Below are 17870 nucleotides of genomic sequence, written 5' to 3'. Positions count from 1 at the left end.
CTCAGTAGCCCTGCACCCGGGGCCAGTGGCGCTCGACCCCGGCCCGCTCCAGGAGCGCGGCGAACACCTCGAAACGCTTCTCCTCGGCCTGCACCTCGCGCGGCTCGACGTCCTCGTCGAGGCAGTGGGCGGCGAGGGCGCCGGCGACCTCGCCGATGTTCCACTCGACGGGGTGCAGCCGGTAGCAGCCGTTGGTGATGTGGGTGGTGCCGATGTTCTTGCCCGCGGGCAGCAGGTTGCGGGTGCGGCGCGGGACGAGCGCGCCGAGCGGGATCTCGAAGGGCACCGAGCCGATGTCGACGTAGTTGTCCCCGCCGGTGGAGGGGTGCAGGTCGATGCGGTAGCTGCCGACGCCGACCGAGTCGCGGTGCCGGGTGCCGCCGGTGGGACCGACGAGGTCGATCGCGACGTCCTGTTCGACGACGGTCGTGACCGCCTTGATCCGGCGGGACTCGCGCACGTACGGCGCCTTGGCGAGGCCGTCCTCGGTGCCCGTGACGTCGGGGCGCAGCCGCAGCCCGGGGAAGCCGGTGCCGCCGTCGGGGCGCGGGGCCTCGGTCTGGAGCCAGTACAGGACGGACAGGGAGAGCTGCTTGGCCTCGCGGACCGCGTCGGCGGAGGTCTCGGCACCCGCGCCGATCAGCGGCTTGAGCCAGTAGTCGTTGAGGGGCCAGTTGACGAGGGTGATGTCGGAGTCGAAGGCGCCGTCCCGGTGCAGCTTGCGGGCCAGGATGCGGCGGAAGCCGAAGAGTTCCTTGTCGCCCGCGTCGGCGGACTGGTCGGCGCTGACGGCCAGCGGGTCGATCTCCGGGTTGGGTACGAAGGTGCGCGGCACTGCCTCCAGGCTGCGCGGGTCGGGCGCGAGGAAGCCGAGCAGCGGGCCGGGCCAGAAGTCGGGCCGGTAGGAGCGCCAGAAGTCGTAGTCGGCGGGCTTCTCGATCGTGTGGTCCTCGCCCTCGTGGTGGGAGAGCGCGAAGCAGAAGGTGATGCCCTGCTGGTTGAGCGGGTCGGCCTGCTCGGGGGCGTGCGGCTCGCCGTGCTCGGCGCGCGACTCGGCGCCGAGGACGTGCTCGACCCCGGCCAGCTCCAGCAGTTCGCCGGTCTCGGTGGCGTCGAGGACGTAGGGGGCGGTGACCGTGCGGCGGGCACCGCCGCGCAGGTCCTCCAGCGTGACGGAGCGTACGAAGTCGCCCTCGGTCTCCGCGGCGACCGGGCGGTGTTCGGTGAGCAGCGTGAGACGCCCGGAGGACCGATGCGGAGCGAGCATGCCCTCCAGCGCGGCGAGCGCGACCCGCGGCTCGGCGCACAGCTTGCTGACCCGGCCGGCGCCGGGATTGAGACCCGGCAGGGCCGCGGCCTCGGCGCGCAGCGGGTACCAGTCGCGGTAGTAGCCGCGGATCGCCTCGCGCAGGGCGCGGTAGGAGGCGGTGACGCCGAACTGCTCGACCCACGGGTGCTCGTCCGGCGGGACGGCCTGGGAGGTGAGCTGGCCACCGATCCAGTCGGTCTCCTCGGTGAGGACGACCGTGCGTCCGGCGCGGCAGGCGGCGAGGGCAGCGGCGACGCCGCCGAGTCCGGCGCCGACGACCAGGATGTCGGGGTGGGTGTTCACTGACTCTCCTCGTGATGCGGTGGTGCGGGTGGTGCGTGGTGGCGCAGTCGGTGCGGTGAGGGGGCTGCGGGTCAGGGGCCGGTGGGCGGTGGGCCCGCCGTGACGCCGGGCCGGTAGGGGCAGGCCACGAGGGGTTCCGCCGCCTCCTCCCCCGCGACCAGGGCGGCGAGCAGCCGGACGGCGGCCGCGCCGAGCTGGGGTCGGGGGATGTCGAATCCGGCGGGGACGGTCTCCCCGTCGAGGTCGGGCGGCGGGCTGCCCAGCAGGGCGAGGCTCAGGTCGCGCGGGCAGTCGAGTCCTGCCTCGGCGGTGGCGGCGCGCAGGGCGCGCCATGCGTTGCCGGTGTCGGTCTCCTCCGCGACGAAGGCCGTGACGCCCTCGTCGAGCCACCGGCGCAGCCGCTGCGGGGTCAGGGTGCGCGCGGGGTCGGCCGTACGGAAGACCGCCTCGGGCCCGGCGGGCAGCCCGGCCTGCTCCAGGCCCTTGAGGAAGCCGTGTTCACGGTCGGTGGAGGCGGGCGCCTCGTCGTCCTCGCGGACCAGGACGATCCGCCGGTGGCCGAGCGCGGCGAGCCGGTCGACCACCTCGTGGCTCGCGCTCACGTAGTCGGCGCCGACCCAGGCCAGGCCTTCCAGCTCGTCCCTGCGGCCGATGTGCACGACGGGGAAACCGTCCTCGACCAGGCGCCGCAGTTCCTCGGTGGGCGCGTGGCGACCGAGGAAGAGGCAGCCGTCCGCGAGCCTGACGCGGCTCAGCGCGTCAGGTCCCGAGGCGCCCGCGCCGCCGGAGCTCGACCCGGTGAACAGCACGAGGTCGTAGCCGCGCGCGGCGGCCTCCTGCTCCACTCCGACGAGGAACGGGTAGTACGAGTGCTGCACGTCGGTGGGGAAGGTCGCGGTGAAGCTGAACACGCCGAGCAGGTCGTTGCGCGCGGCGGCGAGCCTGCGGGCGGCGGGGTCCGGCACGTAGCCGAGGCTGCGGGCGGCGTCGAGCACCTTCTGCCGGGTCTCGGCGGAGATCGCGGAGCCCTGCTTCTTGGCGCCGAGCACGAGGGAGACGGTGGCCTGCGACACCCCGGCGAGCCGCGCGACCTCGGCCTGGCGCGGACGGGAGGTGCGGCCGGGGGGCGCGGGGGCCCTGCCGGGCCTGGCCCGCTTCCTTGGTTCCTCCATCGCCGCTCCTTCTCGTCGTCCGTCGGTGCCCGTGGCTGGGCGAGACCGACCGCCCCTGCGGGGTAATGCGCATTAGTAATGCGCATTACCCCGCACTGTGATCCTCCTCGGACGACTGCGTCAAGAGGTCGGCCGGAATTTTCCCTCCGGCCGGGCACCGGCACGCCCGGCAGCGTGTCCGCCTGCCGCGGCGGAGGACGACGAGGGGCGACGAGTGAACTGGCCGTGCGCGAGATCGACGTTCCGGAGGGTGACGCGCCTTCCCGGACCGACCATCCAGGACCTGGCCGTACGGGGACGGGGCCGAGGTGCGGCCGCTCCTTCCGCGTCCCGGTGAGCTGTCGGCGCGACGGCTGGCGGCACGGCGGCCCGCTCGTCCAGGCAGGGTTCCTGGACGGTGAGTTCTCCTCAGCGCTGGGCGGGGCGCGGTGTCCGTGAGGGTTCACCGGGCGGGCCTGCGGTGAGAGTCCCGCAGGAGGGGCTGGCCGGGAGCGTCAGGCTGCCGGAGTCCTTGGTGACCCTGCCGCGCGAGCGGACACAGCCGGTCGACGGCACGGGCGGTATCCGCGGCCAGGACCCGTTCGCGTACGCCGCCGACGACAAGCCGGTCGCGCACAAGGCGAAGTCGTGCACAGGGTGGAGTCGTTCACCGGCCGCATGACGCCCGGACGCCGCCGACAGGCACGGAGAGTGCTGCCGACAGGTGCGGAGATCTCTGGTGTCGGCGGCCTGTCATCAACCGGATCACCGGGAACGCTCGCACCCGTCGATCCGAACCCCTGCCGAGCGGGCCTGGTGCGACGGCCCGCGCGCCGAGTTCGATGACGATGACAGGTGGGTGCGGACCCAGGACCAGTTCCGGAACCGTTCACAGACCGTCTTCCAGGGCCCGCATCGCTCGGGCAGGTCACGCCAGGCAGCCCCGGTGGACAGCTTCCACAAGATCCCGCCCGACGCCTGCCGCCGGTCCCGACCAGGCCCGCCCGTCCGACCCGGCTACGGCTACGGCTACGGCTACGGCTACGGAGCGACCAACGCCCACGGCCCATCGGTCAGTTCATGCCTACGCGCCACGAACGGACCACCGAGCCAACGACTTTCCGCGCACGACTCGGGCTCCGGGTTGCAACATATCGACAAAAACCCAAACACGCGCCCCTTTGAGACCCGATGACAGCTCCGCACACAAACGCGTAACGAGACGGAAACCAAGACCTCCACACAATCCGCCGATTGAGGCTCCACCTCCGACCAATTCGAGACGCATACTTCTCGGAAACGCGGTCACAATCATTCCGGAAAGGCGGCCTCCACCAGCACCGGAAGTCGAAATCTGCCACTCGGCCGACCGGCCCGACGATCCTTCGGTCGAATGAATGCCAAGCACACCTTGACCGAGTAGCCCTGAGCTGACATCGTTGTCCACTCAACCACTTGACATGCACGCGCCATAGCCATGGCATGCTCGGCAGCGTGCCATCAGCAGGAGGAAAAAGAACCATGCCCCCTCGCATCGACCTCGGCAAAAACAGGAAATCGAGCGTCTCCCGGTGGGATCGAACGGCCCTCGAAAGCCTCGTGATTCGGTACCGGCTCCCCTTAACGGGGGCGCGCTCATGGTGATCAATTCCTCGGGCACCGCACCCGCGCCCCGCCCTCCGCTCCCCGCCCGCGTCGCCATCACGGGCGCCGCCGGGGTCCTCGGCGTCAACCTGGCGGAACGCCTGGCGGCCTCCGGCACGGAGGTCCACGCGTTCGACCGCCGCACGCTGGCCGACGCCCCCGGACTCACCGTGTACACCGGCGACATCCGCGACCCGGCTGCCCTCGCCGAGGCGTTCCGCGACGTCGACGCCGTGGTGCACTCCGCCTCCGCCCTGCCCAGCTACTCCGCCTCCGACATCCGGTCGATCGTCGTCGAGGGCACCACCACCGTGCTGGAAGCGGCGCGTGCCGCCGCCGTCCCCCGGGTGGTGCACATCTCCACGACGGCCGTCTACGGCCTGCCCCGCACGGTGCCGACGCCCGAGGACTACCCGAAGAGGCCCGTGGACCACTACAGCTCCGCGAAGGCCGAGGCGGAGGAGGTCGCCGAACGGTTCCGGGCCGAGGGCATGAGCCTGTCCGTGCTGCGCCCCAAGACCTTCCTCGGCCCGACCCGGATGGGCCTGTTCGACATGCTCTTCCAGTGGGCAGAGGAGGGCAGGAACTTCCCCGTGCTCGGCACGGGCGACGTGCGCATCCAGATGCTCGGGGTCGCCGATCTCGTGGACGCGGTGCTGATCGCGCTGCGCGCCCCGGACGAGATCGCCTGCGACACCTACAACATCGGCGCCGCGGAATTCGGCACCCTGCGCGAGGACTTCCAGTGCGTGCTGGACGCGGCGGGCCACGGCAAGCGCGTGGTGTCGATCCCCAGCAGGCCCGCGGTGGCGGCGCTGCGCGCGCTGTCCCGGGTCAGACTCTCGCCGGTGTACGACCGCTTGACACACAAGCTGCTCGCCGACTCCTACATGAGCATCGACAAGGCCCGCGAAAAGCTCGGGTTCCGCCCGCAGTTGTCCAACCAGGACGCCATCCTCCAGTCCTACGAGTGGTGGCGGACCCGGCGGGCGACCTCCAGCTCCGGCGCCGGAGTGGGCCGGACGAGTGGCGACCCGTGGCGCCAGGGCATGCTGGCCATGGCGAAGGTCTTCTTCTGAGATGCCGGCCACGGAGGTCGGAGTCCCGGACAGGGAACCGCACTTACCGCCGCCCGAGGAGCACACCCCACCGGACGACCGGCAGCCCCCTCCGACCGCCGCCACTCGGCGTACCGCGAGACTGCTCGTGGCGGCGACGACGGTGTGGACGGTCTTCCTCGTCCTGACCGTGCTGCTCACCGGCCGCTGGTGGCCGTGGTTCCTGGTGCAGAACGTCCCGCCACTGACCCTGGTGGCGGTCCCCCTGCTCCTGCTCGCCCTGCTGCCCCTGGCCCGTCCGGTGCGCCGCCCGCTCGCCGCGGTCCTGGTCGTACTGCTGCTGGCGGGAGCCCACTTGGCGGGGTACGGCCCCGGGTGGGGCACCGTCACGTCGCATCCCCCCGGTACTCCGGTCACGGTGTTCGTCTGGTCCACGCGCTACTGGGAGATGTCCGACGACAAGGACGCGTTCTACGCGTTCCTGCGCAGGCAGCACGCCGACGTGTACCTCCTCCAGGAGTACCTGTACTGGAAGGGCGACCAGCCGGTGCGGATCGACGACTCGGCCCGCCTGCGCAGGGAGTTCCCGGGCTACCGGGCTTCCGTGGAGGGCGAGTTGATCACGCTCACCCGGCTGCCCGTCGTCACCGCGCACCACGCGCCGACCCCGGGCGGCACCGGCGACTGGTACTGGAAGGGCACCAAGTTCCAGCGCACGGACCTCCGGGTGGGCGGACGCACCGTCTCGTTCTACAACGTGCACCTGCCGGTCCCCTTCCACCTGGGCAATCCCTTCAGGGCCAACACGTACCGAGCCTCCGAGGGACGAAGTGCCTGGTGGACGGGCGAGTTGGGAAAACTCCGCGCGGACGTGGTGGGCAACCCCCACCCGGCCGTGGTGAGCGGTGACTTCAACTCCCCCTGGATGAAGGGGTCCTCGCTGGGAGGCGGCACCCGCCTGCACAGCCCGTCGGCCTCCTGGCTGCCGCCGCGCTCCTGGCCGGTGTCGGGCTTCCCGCTCCCCCGGCTGTGGCGCCTGGACTGGCTGTTCACCAACCAGGACCTGGCGGTGGCGGACGACAGATTCGGCGGCGGCGCGGCCTTCTCGGACCACACGGCCCAACAGATCAGCCTGATAGTCCCCGCACACACCCCGTAGACACTCCCCCAGAACCCGGAAAGGGACGCACCATGGCGCAACCCGACAGGTTCGACACGGCGGCGACGACGTGCACCCCCTGCTCCGCACGCCCCGGCCGGCCCATGGAAGTGGCCCGCGCGATCGGTCTCCGGTCATGAGGCGGCTGAACAGCGAGAGCACCGTGGGCGACCGGAGCGATCCGCCCACGACGGCACCATCGACCCCCCGGGTCCAGGCCGACACGGCCGCCGGGACACGACGTCCACGATTACCGGCACCGCTGGTGCTGCTGCGACCGCACCAGTGGGTGAAGAACGTCTTCGTCCTGATCGTCCCGCTGGCGGTGGACGCCCCGGCGCTCTGGGACCACATCGGGAAGGCGCTGGCCACGGTGGTCGCGTTCGTCGCGGCCTCGTGCTCCGTCTATGTGCTCAACGACTGGCTGGACCGGGACCAGGACCGACTGCACCCGGTCAAACGCCATCGCCCGCTGGCCGACGGGCGGATCGGTCCGTTCGGCGCGCTGCTGCTGGGAGCGGGCTGCCTGGCGGTGGCCGCAGCCTCGGCGGTGCCGCTGCCGGCGCCGGTGCGGTTCACGGTCGCCGGATATCTGGCCCTGAACCTGGCCTACTGCCTGGTACTGAAGCACTACCCGCTGGTGGATGTCAGCGTGGTGGCGGTCGGCTTCGTGCTGCGGGCGGTGGCGGGTTGCCTGGCGGTGCGGGCGCCCTTCAGCCCCACCCTCATCATCTGCGTGTACTGCGCCTGTCTGCTGCTGTCCCTGGGCAAGCGCAGGCACGAGCTGGCGACGGTGACCCCGCGCGGCCAGGCGGCGGGGCAACGCCCCGCGCTGGCGGGCTACTCGCTCCCTCTCCTGGACCAACTGGTGGCCGTACTGCTGGCGACCACGCTGATCAGCTACGAGCTGTTCATCCTCTCCGCGTCGCACCCGCACGCCGCGGTGCTGGCCGTCGTCACGGTGCCGTTCGCGGTCTTCGCGCTGAGCCGCTACATGCAACTGCTGTCCGTGCACCGCAGCGGAGGAGAACCGGGCCGGGACGTGTTGACGGACGCGCCGCTGCTGATCAATGCCGTTCTGTGGTTGGCGAGCCTTGCAGTGGGCCGCCTCACATGACCACCGGCACGCGGCAGAATGCGAGCGCCAGGAAATTCCCCGCAATCCGCGCTTCCGCCCCCAGAATTCCCATGAATTCCCCCGGAAGGCTGTCATGAGTGACCATGAATTCGACGTCTCGATCATCCTCAACTACTACACGCCCTATGTCAGCGGGCTGACGATACATACCCAGCGGATTGCCGAGGGTTTGGCGGCCCGGGGACACCGGGTGGCGGTCGTCACGACACAGCACGACGAAACGCTGCCGCTCAGGGAGAATCTGGCCGGGGTGTCGGTCTTCCGCACTCCGGTGAGCCGGACCATCGGCCGGGGACCGGTGAGCCCGCAATTCATATCGGTCGCCCGCGATGTGGCGCGCAGGTCGGCGATCGTGAATCCGCACGCCCCGATGCTGGAAGTCGGTCCCATCGCCCTGGGCACACGGAATCGGGCGCTGGTGACCACGCACCACATGGACCTGTGGCTGCCGTCGGGGGCGGTCAACAACGTGGCCCGGCGCGCGGTGGACGTCTCCACGTCCACGGCGTTGCGCGTCTCCGACGCGATCGTGGTCAACAGCAAGGACCAGGCGCGCGGTTCGAAACTGTGGCCGCTGATCAAGCGCCGGAACTGGCGTGGCATCGCGCCGCCGTGCCTGGACCGGCGTGGCGGTGAGCCGGACTACCGCGACGGGGCCGGGCTGCACATCGGGTTCCTCGGGCGCATCGTCGAGGACAAGGGGATCGAGTACCTGATCCGGGCGTTCCAGCGGCTCGACGACCCGGAGGCCCGGCTGCTGATCGGCGGCGACTGGATCAAGGTGGCCGGCGGTGGCATCGAGGACCGGCTCCGCCCGCTCATCGGGGAGGACAAGCGGATCCGGATGCTCGGCATGCTGGGCGGGCGGCAGATCGACAACTTCTACGCGTCGATCGACGTGTTCGCGCTGCCGTCCGTGGCCGAGTCCTTCGGGACCGTGCAGGCCGAGGCGATGATGGTGGACGTCCCGTCGGTGACGACGAACCTGCCGGGCGGCCGTTCGCCGGTGCTGGAGACCGGTTTCGGCCGCCGGGTCCCGCCGCGCGACCCGGACGCGCTGGCCCGCGCGATCACCGAACTGGCGGCGCTGACACCGCAGGAGCGGGCCGAGGGCGGTCGGCGGGCGCGGGAGCTGTACAGCGTGGACACGTCGCTGGACGCGTACGAGGAGCTGTTCGCGCAGATCAGCCCCATGCGGGACCACGCCCGTGTGCTGGGGACGCGGTGCCGGAACACCCTCATGCGATGAGCGGTGTCCGGCGCACGAGGAACAGCCGTGTCATGAAACCCCTCAAGGCGATCGCCTACGCGTCGGTGTTCGTGCTCCTGGTCTGGCAGATCTGGGACGTGCGGGACGGTCTGGGCGGCAGTGTGCGTTCGGTGGGCTGGCGGGCGACGGGGATCGCGACGGGGTGCAGTGTGCTGTCGCAGTTCCCGAGTTTCCTGGCGTGGCGGCGGCTGGTCGCCGGTGCCGGGGTCCGGCTCTCCCTGTCCGACGCCGCGTGGATCTTCTTCATGTCCGGGGCGACGCGCTACCTGCCGGGCGCCATCTGGCCTGCGGTCACGCAGGCGGCGATGGCGAAGAGGTTCGGCGCCCCGAGGGTGAGGCTGATGGCGACCGGGGTGGCCGCGGTCGTCCTGACGGCGCTGAGCGGCTGTCTCGTGGGCCTGTTGGCGTTCCCGCGCCTGGTGGCGGACGACCCCATGTGGTGGCTGATGCTGCCGGTGCTGCTGTCGGCGGCCGCGGTGATGATGTCACCCCGCCTGCTGGGACGGCTCCTTGCCCTGGGTCAACGGGTCCTGCGCCAGGGGGAGCACGAGATCGAACTGCCGGACCGCAGGACGTCGATGGGCATGATCTCGCTCAGCGTTCTGGCGTGGTGCTGCAACGGAATGCACGCGGCGGTGATCGCGATCGCCCTGGGGGTTCCCGCGTGGCCGGCGGTGACGTTGGGGGTGGGCGGCTTCACGCTCAGCGCGGTGGCGGGAGCGCTGTCGCTCACCCCGGCGGGCATCGGGGTGCGTGAGGTGGTGCTGGGCGTGACGCTGGGGGTCCTGCTGACCGGCCCGAACCTGGTGACGCTCCTGTTGCTGAGCCGGGTGCTCACGACGTTCGGCCATGTGAGCGTGACGTTGGCGGTGCTGGGTCTGCTGACAGGGACCCGCTACGCAGGACGCCGCCGGAACAAGGAGAAGCCGACAAGCCCCGTACCGACGAGCTGACGCCCTCTCTGCTCCCCCCTTCCCTCCCCTCTCCTTCCTGTTCTGTTCCTTTCTCTCGCGACACGATCAACTGGAGGTGTTCATGACCGCAGTGGCGGCACAGGAGCAGCAGCGTCAGCGGCACGGGACGGCGTCGGCACAATCGCCGACGGACTCGGCGGAAGAGCGGGACGACGGCGTGTCACCCCCGGTCTCCCCGCGCATCACCGTGATCGGCACCGGGTACCTGGGGGCCACGCACGCGATCTGCATGGCGGTGCTCGGCTTCGAGGTGCTGGGCGTGGACGTGGACGAGACGAAGATCAGGCGACTCGGCGAGGGCGAGGTGCCGTTCTTCGAGCCGGGGCTGCCGCCCCTGCTGGCGAAGGCGACGGACTCCGGCAGGCTCCGCTTCACGACGAGCTTCGAGGAGGCGGCGGAGTTCGGGGACATCCACTTCATCTGCGTGGGCACTCCCCAACGGCAGGGCTCCGACGCGGCGGACCTGCGGTACGTCGACAGCGCGGTCTCGGCCCTGGCACCGCATCTGCGCCGTCCGGCGCTGGTGGTGGGCAAGTCGACGGTGCCGGTGGGCACGGCGACACGGCTGACGGAACTCGTCCGGAGCCTGGCGCCGGCCGGCGACCAGGTGGAGCTGGCGTGGAACCCGGAGTTCCTGCGCGAGGGCTACGCGGTGGACGACACGATCCGCCCCGACCGGCTGGTGTTCGGCGTGGCATCGGCGCGCGCGGAGGAGCGGCTGCGGGCGGCGTTCGCCCCGGTGATCGCGTCGGGCACCCCGGTAGTGGTCACCGACCTGACGACGGCCGAACTGGTCAAGGTGGCGGCCAACTCCTTCCTCGCGACGAAGATCTCGTACATCAACGCGATGGCCGAGATCTGCGAGGCCACCGGTGGGGACGTGCACAGCCTGGCGAGCGCGCTGGCCTACGACGACCGTATCGGCGGCCGTTTCCTCAAGCCGGGCCTGGGCTTCGGAGGCGGCTGCCTGCCCAAGGACATCCGCGCCTTCGTGCACCGCGCCGAGGAACTGGGGGTGGGCAGGGCGGTGACGTTCCTGCGCGAGGTGGACGCCATCAACAAGCGCCGCCGTTCCCGCACGGTCGATCTGATCCGGGAGCTGGCCGGAGGCGATCTCACCGGCGTCCGGGTCGCGGCCCTGGGCGCCGCGTTCAAACCCCACTCGGACGACATCAGGGACGCCCCCGCCCTGGACGTGGCCCGCGCCCTGCACCGGTCGGGCGCCCACGTCACCGTCGTCGACCCGGAAGCGACGGACAACGCCCGGCGCGCGCATCCGGAGTTGCGCTACGCGACGGACGCGATCTCGGCGGCGACCGGCGCCGACGTGGTGGCGCTGCTGACGGAGTGGCCGCAGTTCCAGGAGATCGACCCGCACCTCATGGGCTCGGTGGTGACACACCGTCGGATGGTCGACGCGCGGGACGCGTTGGACGCGACGGCGTGGCGCGAAGCGGGCTGGACCTGCAGGGCGCTGGGCCGCCCCTGAGCGATACCCGCGGACCGGTACCGGCGGTTGGCGGGAGCCGTTCGTGGGGGTGGTCGGGGCGACGGCGTCCGGTCGGCCAGGGCGTGGTGCGCTCGACGACCCGCCCGCGCCGCCCGAGTCGTTCGCCGGACTCGATCGAGACGCGTGCCGCCCGGGAGGGAAGCCGCGACGTGGGGAGCAACCTCTTCGGGTCCCGCACGCGTCTTCCGGCACGAGGGGGCACGGCCTCACCGCCCTCGGACGGCGACGCTCCGGCTGAAGGGACAGTCCAACACATGATCGACCCGTCCTACGCTCTCGATGTCCCGCGGGGATTCGACGATGCAGACGAGGACACCTGCGTGCACCCCATCGCCCGCAAGCTGTTCCTCGGCACGGACAACAGCACGCCGTTCGTCAGGGCGCAGGAATGGATCGCGGCCCATCCGGTCCGTGTCGCTGACCTGTCGTGGGACCACCTGCACGGGGAGGCACAGCCTTACTGCCTGAGCCTCTACTTCACCTTCGAGACCGATGACGAGGACGACAGCTGAACCGGGACCGAACTGTTCTCCGTCTCGCCGGCCCGGAGCGGACGGGGAACAGGTTCACTGCCTCGTCGACCGCGCGTCGTAGGCGAGCTGCGCCGCCAGGACCTGGTCGCTGTGCTCGACCGTCCAGTCGTACAGGCGGGTGAAGGGCTCCCGGAAGGACTGCCCGAGGTGGGTGAGGGAGTACTCCACTCCGAGCGGGGAGGTCTCCAGCACCCGGCGCTGGATCAGGCCGTTGCGTTCGAGTCTGCGCAGCGTCTGGGTCAGCACCCGCTGTGTGACGCCCTCCAGTTGCCGCTTGATCTCGTTGAACCTCGTCGGCCGCTCCAGGACCGCCAGGACCATCATGGACCACTTGTCGGCGACCTGATCAAGGATGGGCCTGCTGGGGCACTCTGCGCTGAAGCGCGGCATCGGGCGGGGCGGGAGAGGTGCGGGGCTGGTATCCACCATGATCCTTGGTTGTCGGAAAGTGCGTTATTGACCGTCCTCGGCGTGGAGCCCAGGGTAGGTATGCGTTGCAAACCTACCCGCTCATCGCAAACCTTGGAACGGTCATGAATCTGGACTCCTACACGACCCTCGACGTCGCCATCGATGCCGGAGTCGCGCGGATCACCCTGGACAACCCGCCGGTGAACGTGCTCAGCGGGACGCTGATCCGTGAACTGCACGACGTCCTCGGGAAGCTGCGGGACGACCGCTCGGTCCGCGTGATCGTGTTCCGCAGTGCCGACCCCGAGTTCTTCGTCGCCCACGTCGACATCCACATCCTCGACGAGCTGGCGGGACTGCAGGAGATCGCAGACCGCAACCCGGACGCCAATCTCTTCCAGGGAGTCGGCGAGCTGCTGCGCCACCAGCCGCAGGTGACGATCGTCGAACTGGCGGGCAAGGCGCGAGCGGGCGGCGCCGAGCTGGTCGCGGCCGCCGACATGACCTTCGCCGCACGGGAGACCGCGGGCATCGGCCAGAGCGAGGTCCTGATGGGCATCGTGCCCGGCGGCGGAGGCACGCAGTACCTGCGCGAGCGGGTCGGGCGCAACCGGGCGCTGGAACTGCTGCTCACCGGTGATCTGGTGGATGCGGACACGGCGGCCGCCTACGGGTGGATCAACCGTGCGGTACCCGCGTCCGAGTTGCACGCGTTCGTCGACGAAGTGGCCGGAAAGATCGCCGCGCTGTCTCCGGAGCTCATCGCCGCCGCGAAGCGGCTGGTGCCTCCGTCCGACCTGGCCGACGGCCTGCGCGCGGAGAACGACGCGTGGGCGGAGCTGGTGAGCGGGGACCTGCCGGCGCGCCTCATGGCAGGGGCCCTGGAGCACGGTGCGCAGACCCCTGAAGGTGAGCGCGATCTGGAATCGCTCATGCGAGATGTCGCCTCCGGCCTGTAGACCGGCGACGGGGCCGCGGACCGGATCTGACCGTGGCCGATGCCACCGGGCGGCATGACGCGGGCGCGTCTCGACGGCCCGTCGCGAGCGGTGCCGCCCGCTGTCGGCCGCGGCGCGGCCCGGCACGGGGGCCCGCCGCCGAGGAATCACACCGCGATGTGGGGAAGGGCCCACCGTGGCGACATACGTGTCCCCGGCCGGTGCCGTGGCCCGTGCCATGACGAAGAGGAGAGATCAAGCGATGAGGGCAGCCTTCCACGACACAGCAGGTCCCGCCAGGAGCGTGCTGCGGGTGGTGGACGTCGAACGCCCCGAGCCCGCCCCCGGCCAGGTCCGCGTGCGTGTCGCACTCTCCGCCATCAACCCCGGCGACATGTTCCTGCGGCTGAACTCCACCCCGCAGGACTTCCAGCCTGTCGGTGAGCGCACCGGCCGCATCCCGCACCAGGACGGCACCGGCACGATCGACGCGGTCGGCGCGGGCGTCGACCCGAGCCGGATCGGCGAACGCGTCTGGCTCTGGATGGCGGGCGCAGGCCACCCGTGGGGGACCGCGGCCCAGTGGACCGTCATACCGTCCGAACAGGCGGTCGCGCTGCCCGACGGCATCTCCGACGAACTCGGCGCCTGTCTCGGCATCCCGGCGATGACCGCGCACTGGTGCCTGCACGCCGACGGCTCGCCCCGCGACCGCACCGTCCTCGTCGCGGCCGGTGCGGGCGCCGTCGGGCACTACGCGATCGAACTCGGCCGGATCGCCGGCGCACGGATCGTCACGACGGTCAGCGGCCCGGAAAAGGCCGCGCTGGCCAGAGCCGCAGGTGCGGACCTCGTCGTGAACTACCGCGACGCCGACGCAGCACAGCAGATCCTCCACGCGGCCGGGCCTGTCGACCGGATCATCGAAGTCGCCCTGACCGACAACCTCGGCCTCGACCTGGCCGTCGCCGGCCCGGGAGCCACCGTGGTGACCTACGCAGCCCAGCCCGAAGACCCGACCCTGCCCGTCTTCCCGCTCATGTGGTCCAACCTCGCACTGCGCTTCGCGCTCTTCCTCACCGCGCCACGGGACGCGCTGCTGCGCGCCGCCACCGCAATCACCGCGGCCCTGCGCGAGGGCACGCTCACGCCCCTGCCGGTGCGCTCCTTCGGCCTCGACGACGTGGCGGACGCGCACGAAGCCGTCGAGAGCGGCCTCATCGGCAAGGCCGTACTCGACCTGCGCTGATCATCCGGGCATGGGCCGACGCCCGGCTTGTCGTGCACGGTCCGGTGGCGTGTCCAGGTCCGCAGCCCGCGTCCGCCACCAGCGCCGTCACAACAACACCCCGGGGTTCAGGATCCCCTCCGGGTCCAGTGCGGCCTTGATGAGGCGCGAGATCCGCAAGGCCCCGGAGCCGATCTGGGATTCCAGCGCGGGTCGTTTGGCCCGCCCGACCCCGTGCTCACCGGTGATCGTGCCGCCCAGGTCGACCGCGGTCCTCAGGATGCGGTCGAACGCGACGCGCGCCCGGTCCTCGGAGTCGGAGTCGTAGACGATCGTGGGGTGGGCGTTGCCGTCCCCGGCATGGGCGACGACCGGGATCTCGACGCCGAGTTCGGCCGCGATCTCCTCGATGCGGGCGAGCAGTTGCGGCAAGCGGTCCACGGGCACCCCGACGTCCTCCGGCAGGAGTGACCCGCGCCTCTCCACCGCTGGTCCCGTGGAGCGCCTGATGTCGACGAAGAGGTCGCCCTCGGCCAGGTCGTCGGTGGAGTACAGCTCGGTGGCACCGCTGTCCCGGCACAGGCGGCCGATGGTCGCGGCGTCCTCCAGGCGGCCCGATCCCGCCGCGTCGGTCTGGGCGAGGAGCAGCGCCGCCGCGTCGCGATCGAGGCCGCTCGGGCGCATGTCCTCCACGTTGTTGATCGTGCGGTTGTCGAGCAGTTCGAGCATCGAGGTGACCACCGTGCGGCCGATGGCGACGACCGCTTCGCCGGCCCGGCTCATGGTGGGGAACACCGCGACCACGGTGGAGGCGGGCGGCGGCGCGGGCAGGAGTCGCAGGTGGGCGCGGGTGATGACACCGAGGGTGCCCTCGCTCCCGACGAACAGCGGCAGCAGTGGCAGCCCGGCGACGTTCTTGACCGTCCGGCCGCCGAGTTCCAGAAGGGTGCCGTCGGCGAGGACGACCTCGATGCCCAGGACGTAGGCGGCGGTGACGCCGTACTTCACGCAGCACAGTCCGCCCGCGTTCGTGGCGATGTTGCCGCCGATGGTGGAGATCTCGAACGACCCGGGGTCGGGTGGGTAGAACAGCCCGTGCCGGGCGGCGGCGGCCTTCACCGAGGCGTTGAGCGCTCCGGCGCCGCAGGTGGCCACCCGTGCGTCCGGGTCGACCCGGATGTCGGTCATACCGGCGGTCGAGACGACCAGGCAGCCGTCGACGGCCGTGGCACCGCCGGACAGGCCGGTGCCGGCACCGCGGGTGACGACGGGGACGCGGTGGCGCGTCGCCCAGCGCAGGGAGGCCTGGACATCGGCGGCACTGGCGCAGAGGGCGACGGCGCACGGCATTCCCGCCGACGGGTCAGGGACGAAGTCGCGGCGGTACGCCTCGATGGACTCCGGCGCGGTGAGCAGCCGTCCGTCGAGGAGGAGTTCGGCGAGTTCACGCACCCGGGCACTCATCAGTAGCCCGGGGTCGGAACGCGGTCCGGGTCGATCTTCACGTCGATCAGGACCGGCCGGTCACGGCCCGGCAGCGACGCCAGCGCGGCGGCCAGCCCGGCGTGGTCCGTGACGGTGTGGCCGATGCCGCCCAGGGCCTCGGCCACCGGTGCGAGGTCCGGCCAGTCGAAGGTCGAGATCGCGGGGTCCATGCCACGGGCCCGGAACTGCATGTGCTCGGCGCCGTAGGCGGAGTCGTTCATGACGACCACGACCGCGTCGATGCCGTGCCGGACGAGCGTGGAGAACTCGGTGAGCCCGGCGCTCATGAACCCGCCGTCCCCGCAGACGACCAGTACCGGCCTGTCCGGGCGGCCCGTGTGGGCGCCGGCCGCGCTGGCGACGGCGAGCCCGATGGACGCGAAGCTGCAGGTGTGCACATAGGCGGACGGGTGCTGAACCGTCAGCTCACGGTAAGCGGTGATGATGAACCGCCCGTCGTCGATCACGAGGGTCCGGTCCGCGGGAACGGCGGCGTCGATCTGCGCGAGGGCCAACTCGACATCGATGCCCTCGGTCGGCGCGGGCCGGGCACCACGGTCGCGGTACTCCCCCAGCGCGGCGGCCAGTTCGCGGGACGCGAACCCGGTGGGCTCCGTCTCGGCCTCGATCAAGGAGCGGGTCAGCGCGCGCGTGGTGGCCTCCGCGTCACCCAGTACCGACACGGTCGCGCCGATCGCACGGGTGAGCGCGGTCGGATCGTTGTCGATGTGGACGACGCGTCTTCCCGCGGTGAGCTCGCCCTTCGATGTCGTCCACGCGTTCAGCGCGACACCGACGGCCAGCACGCAGTCGGCGCGCGCGATCGTCTCACCGGCGATGTCGTGCGCGAGGGTGCCGTAGACGCCGAGGTCGTACGGGTGCCCGGCGAACAGTCCCTTTCCGCGCAGGCTGGTGGCGACCGGCGCGCCGAGTACCGCGGCTAGCTCGTCCAGGGCGTCCCTGGCTCCGGCGGCTCCCCGGCCGGCCAGGACGATCGGCCGCCGGGCGCTGGCGAGAAGACCCAGCGCCTCGTCCAGCTCGGCCAGGTCCGGCGCGGCCGCCGAGCGGACCGGGGTCGGTATGAAGGGCGGGACGGTGTCAGGGGCCTCGGCCCATTGCAGGTCCACCGGCACGTTGAGCACGACCGGCAGGCGCGCGGACCGGGCACGGCTGATCGCGCCGTACACGTCCGCCGCGACGGTGTCGGCCGAGCGGACCGTCTCGAACAGCGCGCCGGTCGGCAGGACGATCGACGCCTGGTCGATGTTCTGCAGGTTGTCCCGGTCGGCGGCCGCCGTGTCGCCCGCGATCAGCAGGAGAGGGGTGCGGCTGCGGGAGGCGTCGACCAGGGCCGTGACGGTGTTGGTGAGCGCCGGGCCGTGGGTGACCGTCGCGACGCCGAGCTTTCCGGACGTGGCGGTGTAGCCGGCCGCGGCGAGCACGGCGCCGCCCTCGTGCGAGAAGGAGAGGAAGCGTCCGCCCTGTTCACGGACGTAGCTGTCCATCGCGAAGAGGTTCGCATCGCCGAGAACGCCGAAGACCGTGTCCACGTCGGCCTGGTGCAGAGCACGGGCGAGTGCCTGGTGGTATCGCATCCGCATCCGATCCCGCCACGCCACCTCGGCGTGGACGTAGTTTGATGACCCCTTGACGTTATGTGAGCCGCATCCTACAGTCGCCGCAGAATTTGACTAGGCCTCATCACATAGTGACGAGACCTCCGGGATGGAAGGCCGGCCTGTGCGAGCAATGAAGCTAG

Annotated in this window: 15 protein-coding genes and 1 pseudogene; 10 read left to right on the top strand and 6 right to left on the bottom strand. The window is 71.2% G+C overall.

The features are described 5' to 3' along the window. Nucleotide 1 precedes the first annotated feature (1 nt). Both GA0115242_RS01740 and GA0115242_RS01735 read right to left on the bottom strand, forming a co-directional pair. Nucleotides 2-1612, bottom strand: a complete 1611-nt coding sequence (locus GA0115242_RS01740; RefSeq protein ID WP_093823741.1) for an FAD-dependent oxidoreductase — start codon at nt 1610-1612, stop codon at nt 2-4. Nucleotides 1613-1683: 71 nt separating this feature from the next. Continuing rightward, nucleotides 1684-2784, bottom strand: coding sequence for a LacI family DNA-binding transcriptional regulator (locus GA0115242_RS01735; protein WP_093823739.1), 1101 nt, complete (start codon nt 2782-2784; stop codon nt 1684-1686). Between the two features lie 460 nt (nt 2785-3244). Here GA0115242_RS01735 and GA0115242_RS01730 point away from each other — a divergent pair, with 460 nt between their 5' ends. Beyond that, entirely contained in the window at nt 3245-3445 is a 201-nt protein-coding gene (locus GA0115242_RS01730) for a hypothetical protein (RefSeq protein WP_093823737.1), read from the top strand. A gap of 191 nt (nt 3446-3636) precedes the next feature. Here the strand turns inward: GA0115242_RS01730 and GA0115242_RS42415 are convergent. Then, nucleotides 3637-3918 (bottom strand): annotated as a pseudogene (locus tag GA0115242_RS42415) (transposase); the annotation flags it as partial. Nucleotides 3919-4400: 482 nt separating this feature from the next. On the opposite strand from GA0115242_RS42415, the gene GA0115242_RS01720 reads away from it, so the two are divergent. The 7 genes from GA0115242_RS01720 (at nt 4401) to GA0115242_RS01690 (ending at nt 12028) form a co-directional block, all read left to right on the top strand. Then, nucleotides 4401-5486: an NAD-dependent epimerase/dehydratase family protein gene (locus tag GA0115242_RS01720; protein ID WP_093823733.1), complete on the top strand. Its 1086-nt coding sequence runs from the start codon at nt 4401-4403 to the stop codon at nt 5484-5486. Nucleotides 5487-5613: 127 nt separating this feature from the next. Continuing rightward, on the top strand, nt 5614-6624 hold the full coding sequence (locus tag GA0115242_RS01715; protein WP_141721448.1) for an endonuclease/exonuclease/phosphatase family protein: 1011 nt from the start codon (nt 5614-5616) through the stop codon (nt 6622-6624). Nucleotides 6625-6889: 265 nt separating this feature from the next. Continuing rightward, nucleotides 6890-7741 (top strand): UbiA prenyltransferase family protein, encoded by an 852-nt coding sequence (locus GA0115242_RS01710; protein ID WP_161352946.1) that lies wholly within the window; start codon nt 6890-6892, stop codon nt 7739-7741. Next, nucleotides 7719-9011, top strand: coding sequence for a glycosyltransferase family 4 protein (locus tag GA0115242_RS01705; RefSeq protein WP_237548554.1), 1293 nt, complete (start codon nt 7719-7721; stop codon nt 9009-9011). The genes GA0115242_RS01710 and GA0115242_RS01705 overlap by 23 nt, the downstream gene beginning before the upstream one ends. 32 nt (nt 9012-9043) lie before the next feature. Beyond that, nucleotides 9044-9985, top strand: coding sequence for a lysylphosphatidylglycerol synthase transmembrane domain-containing protein (locus GA0115242_RS01700; protein WP_161352944.1), 942 nt, complete (start codon nt 9044-9046; stop codon nt 9983-9985). Between the two features lie 82 nt (nt 9986-10067). Further along, nucleotides 10068-11495: a UDP-glucose dehydrogenase family protein gene (locus GA0115242_RS01695; protein WP_093823721.1), complete on the top strand. Its 1428-nt coding sequence runs from the start codon at nt 10068-10070 to the stop codon at nt 11493-11495. A 275-nt stretch (nt 11496-11770) separates the two neighbouring features. Next, a complete protein-coding gene (locus GA0115242_RS01690; protein ID WP_093823719.1) occupies nt 11771-12028 on the top strand; it encodes a hypothetical protein in 258 nt (85 codons plus the stop codon). Between the two features lie 54 nt (nt 12029-12082). On the opposite strand, the gene GA0115242_RS01685 is transcribed toward GA0115242_RS01690, so the two are convergent. After that, nucleotides 12083-12478 carry a winged helix-turn-helix transcriptional regulator gene (locus GA0115242_RS01685; RefSeq protein ID WP_237548547.1) on the bottom strand — a complete coding sequence of 132 codons (396 nt, stop codon included), beginning with the start codon at nt 12476-12478 and terminating at the stop codon, nt 12083-12085. 65 nt (nt 12479-12543) lie between these two features. Here GA0115242_RS01685 and GA0115242_RS01680 point away from each other — a divergent pair, with 65 nt between their 5' ends. Both GA0115242_RS01680 and GA0115242_RS01675 read left to right on the top strand, forming a co-directional pair. Beyond that, nucleotides 12544-13419: an enoyl-CoA hydratase/isomerase family protein gene (locus tag GA0115242_RS01680; protein ID WP_237548546.1), complete on the top strand. Its 876-nt coding sequence runs from the start codon at nt 12544-12546 to the stop codon at nt 13417-13419. A gap of 241 nt (nt 13420-13660) precedes the next feature. Continuing rightward, nucleotides 13661-14647 carry an NADPH:quinone reductase gene (locus GA0115242_RS01675; protein WP_093823712.1) on the top strand — a complete coding sequence of 329 codons (987 nt, stop codon included), beginning with the start codon at nt 13661-13663 and terminating at the stop codon, nt 14645-14647. Between the two features lie 87 nt (nt 14648-14734). Here GA0115242_RS01675 and GA0115242_RS01670 read toward each other — a convergent pair whose 3' ends face one another. Beyond that, the gene (locus GA0115242_RS01670) at nt 14735-16078 is read right to left on the bottom strand and encodes an FAD-binding oxidoreductase (protein WP_256089345.1); all 1344 of its coding nucleotides are present in this window, start codon (nt 16076-16078) and stop codon (nt 14735-14737) included. A gap of 11 nt (nt 16079-16089) precedes the next feature. Next, nucleotides 16090-17706 (bottom strand): thiamine pyrophosphate-binding protein, encoded by a 1617-nt coding sequence (locus GA0115242_RS01665; RefSeq protein WP_161352942.1) that lies wholly within the window; start codon nt 17704-17706, stop codon nt 16090-16092. Nucleotides 17707-17870 lie beyond the last annotated feature (164 nt).

The organism is Streptomyces sp. SolWspMP-5a-2 (genome assembly GCF_900091845.1).
GTDB classification, from domain to species: domain Bacteria; phylum Actinomycetota; class Actinomycetes; order Streptomycetales; family Streptomycetaceae; genus Streptomyces; species Streptomyces doudnae.
The sequence above is the reverse complement of the archived record's forward strand: the minus strand, read 5'-3'. Positions and strand labels throughout refer to the sequence as shown.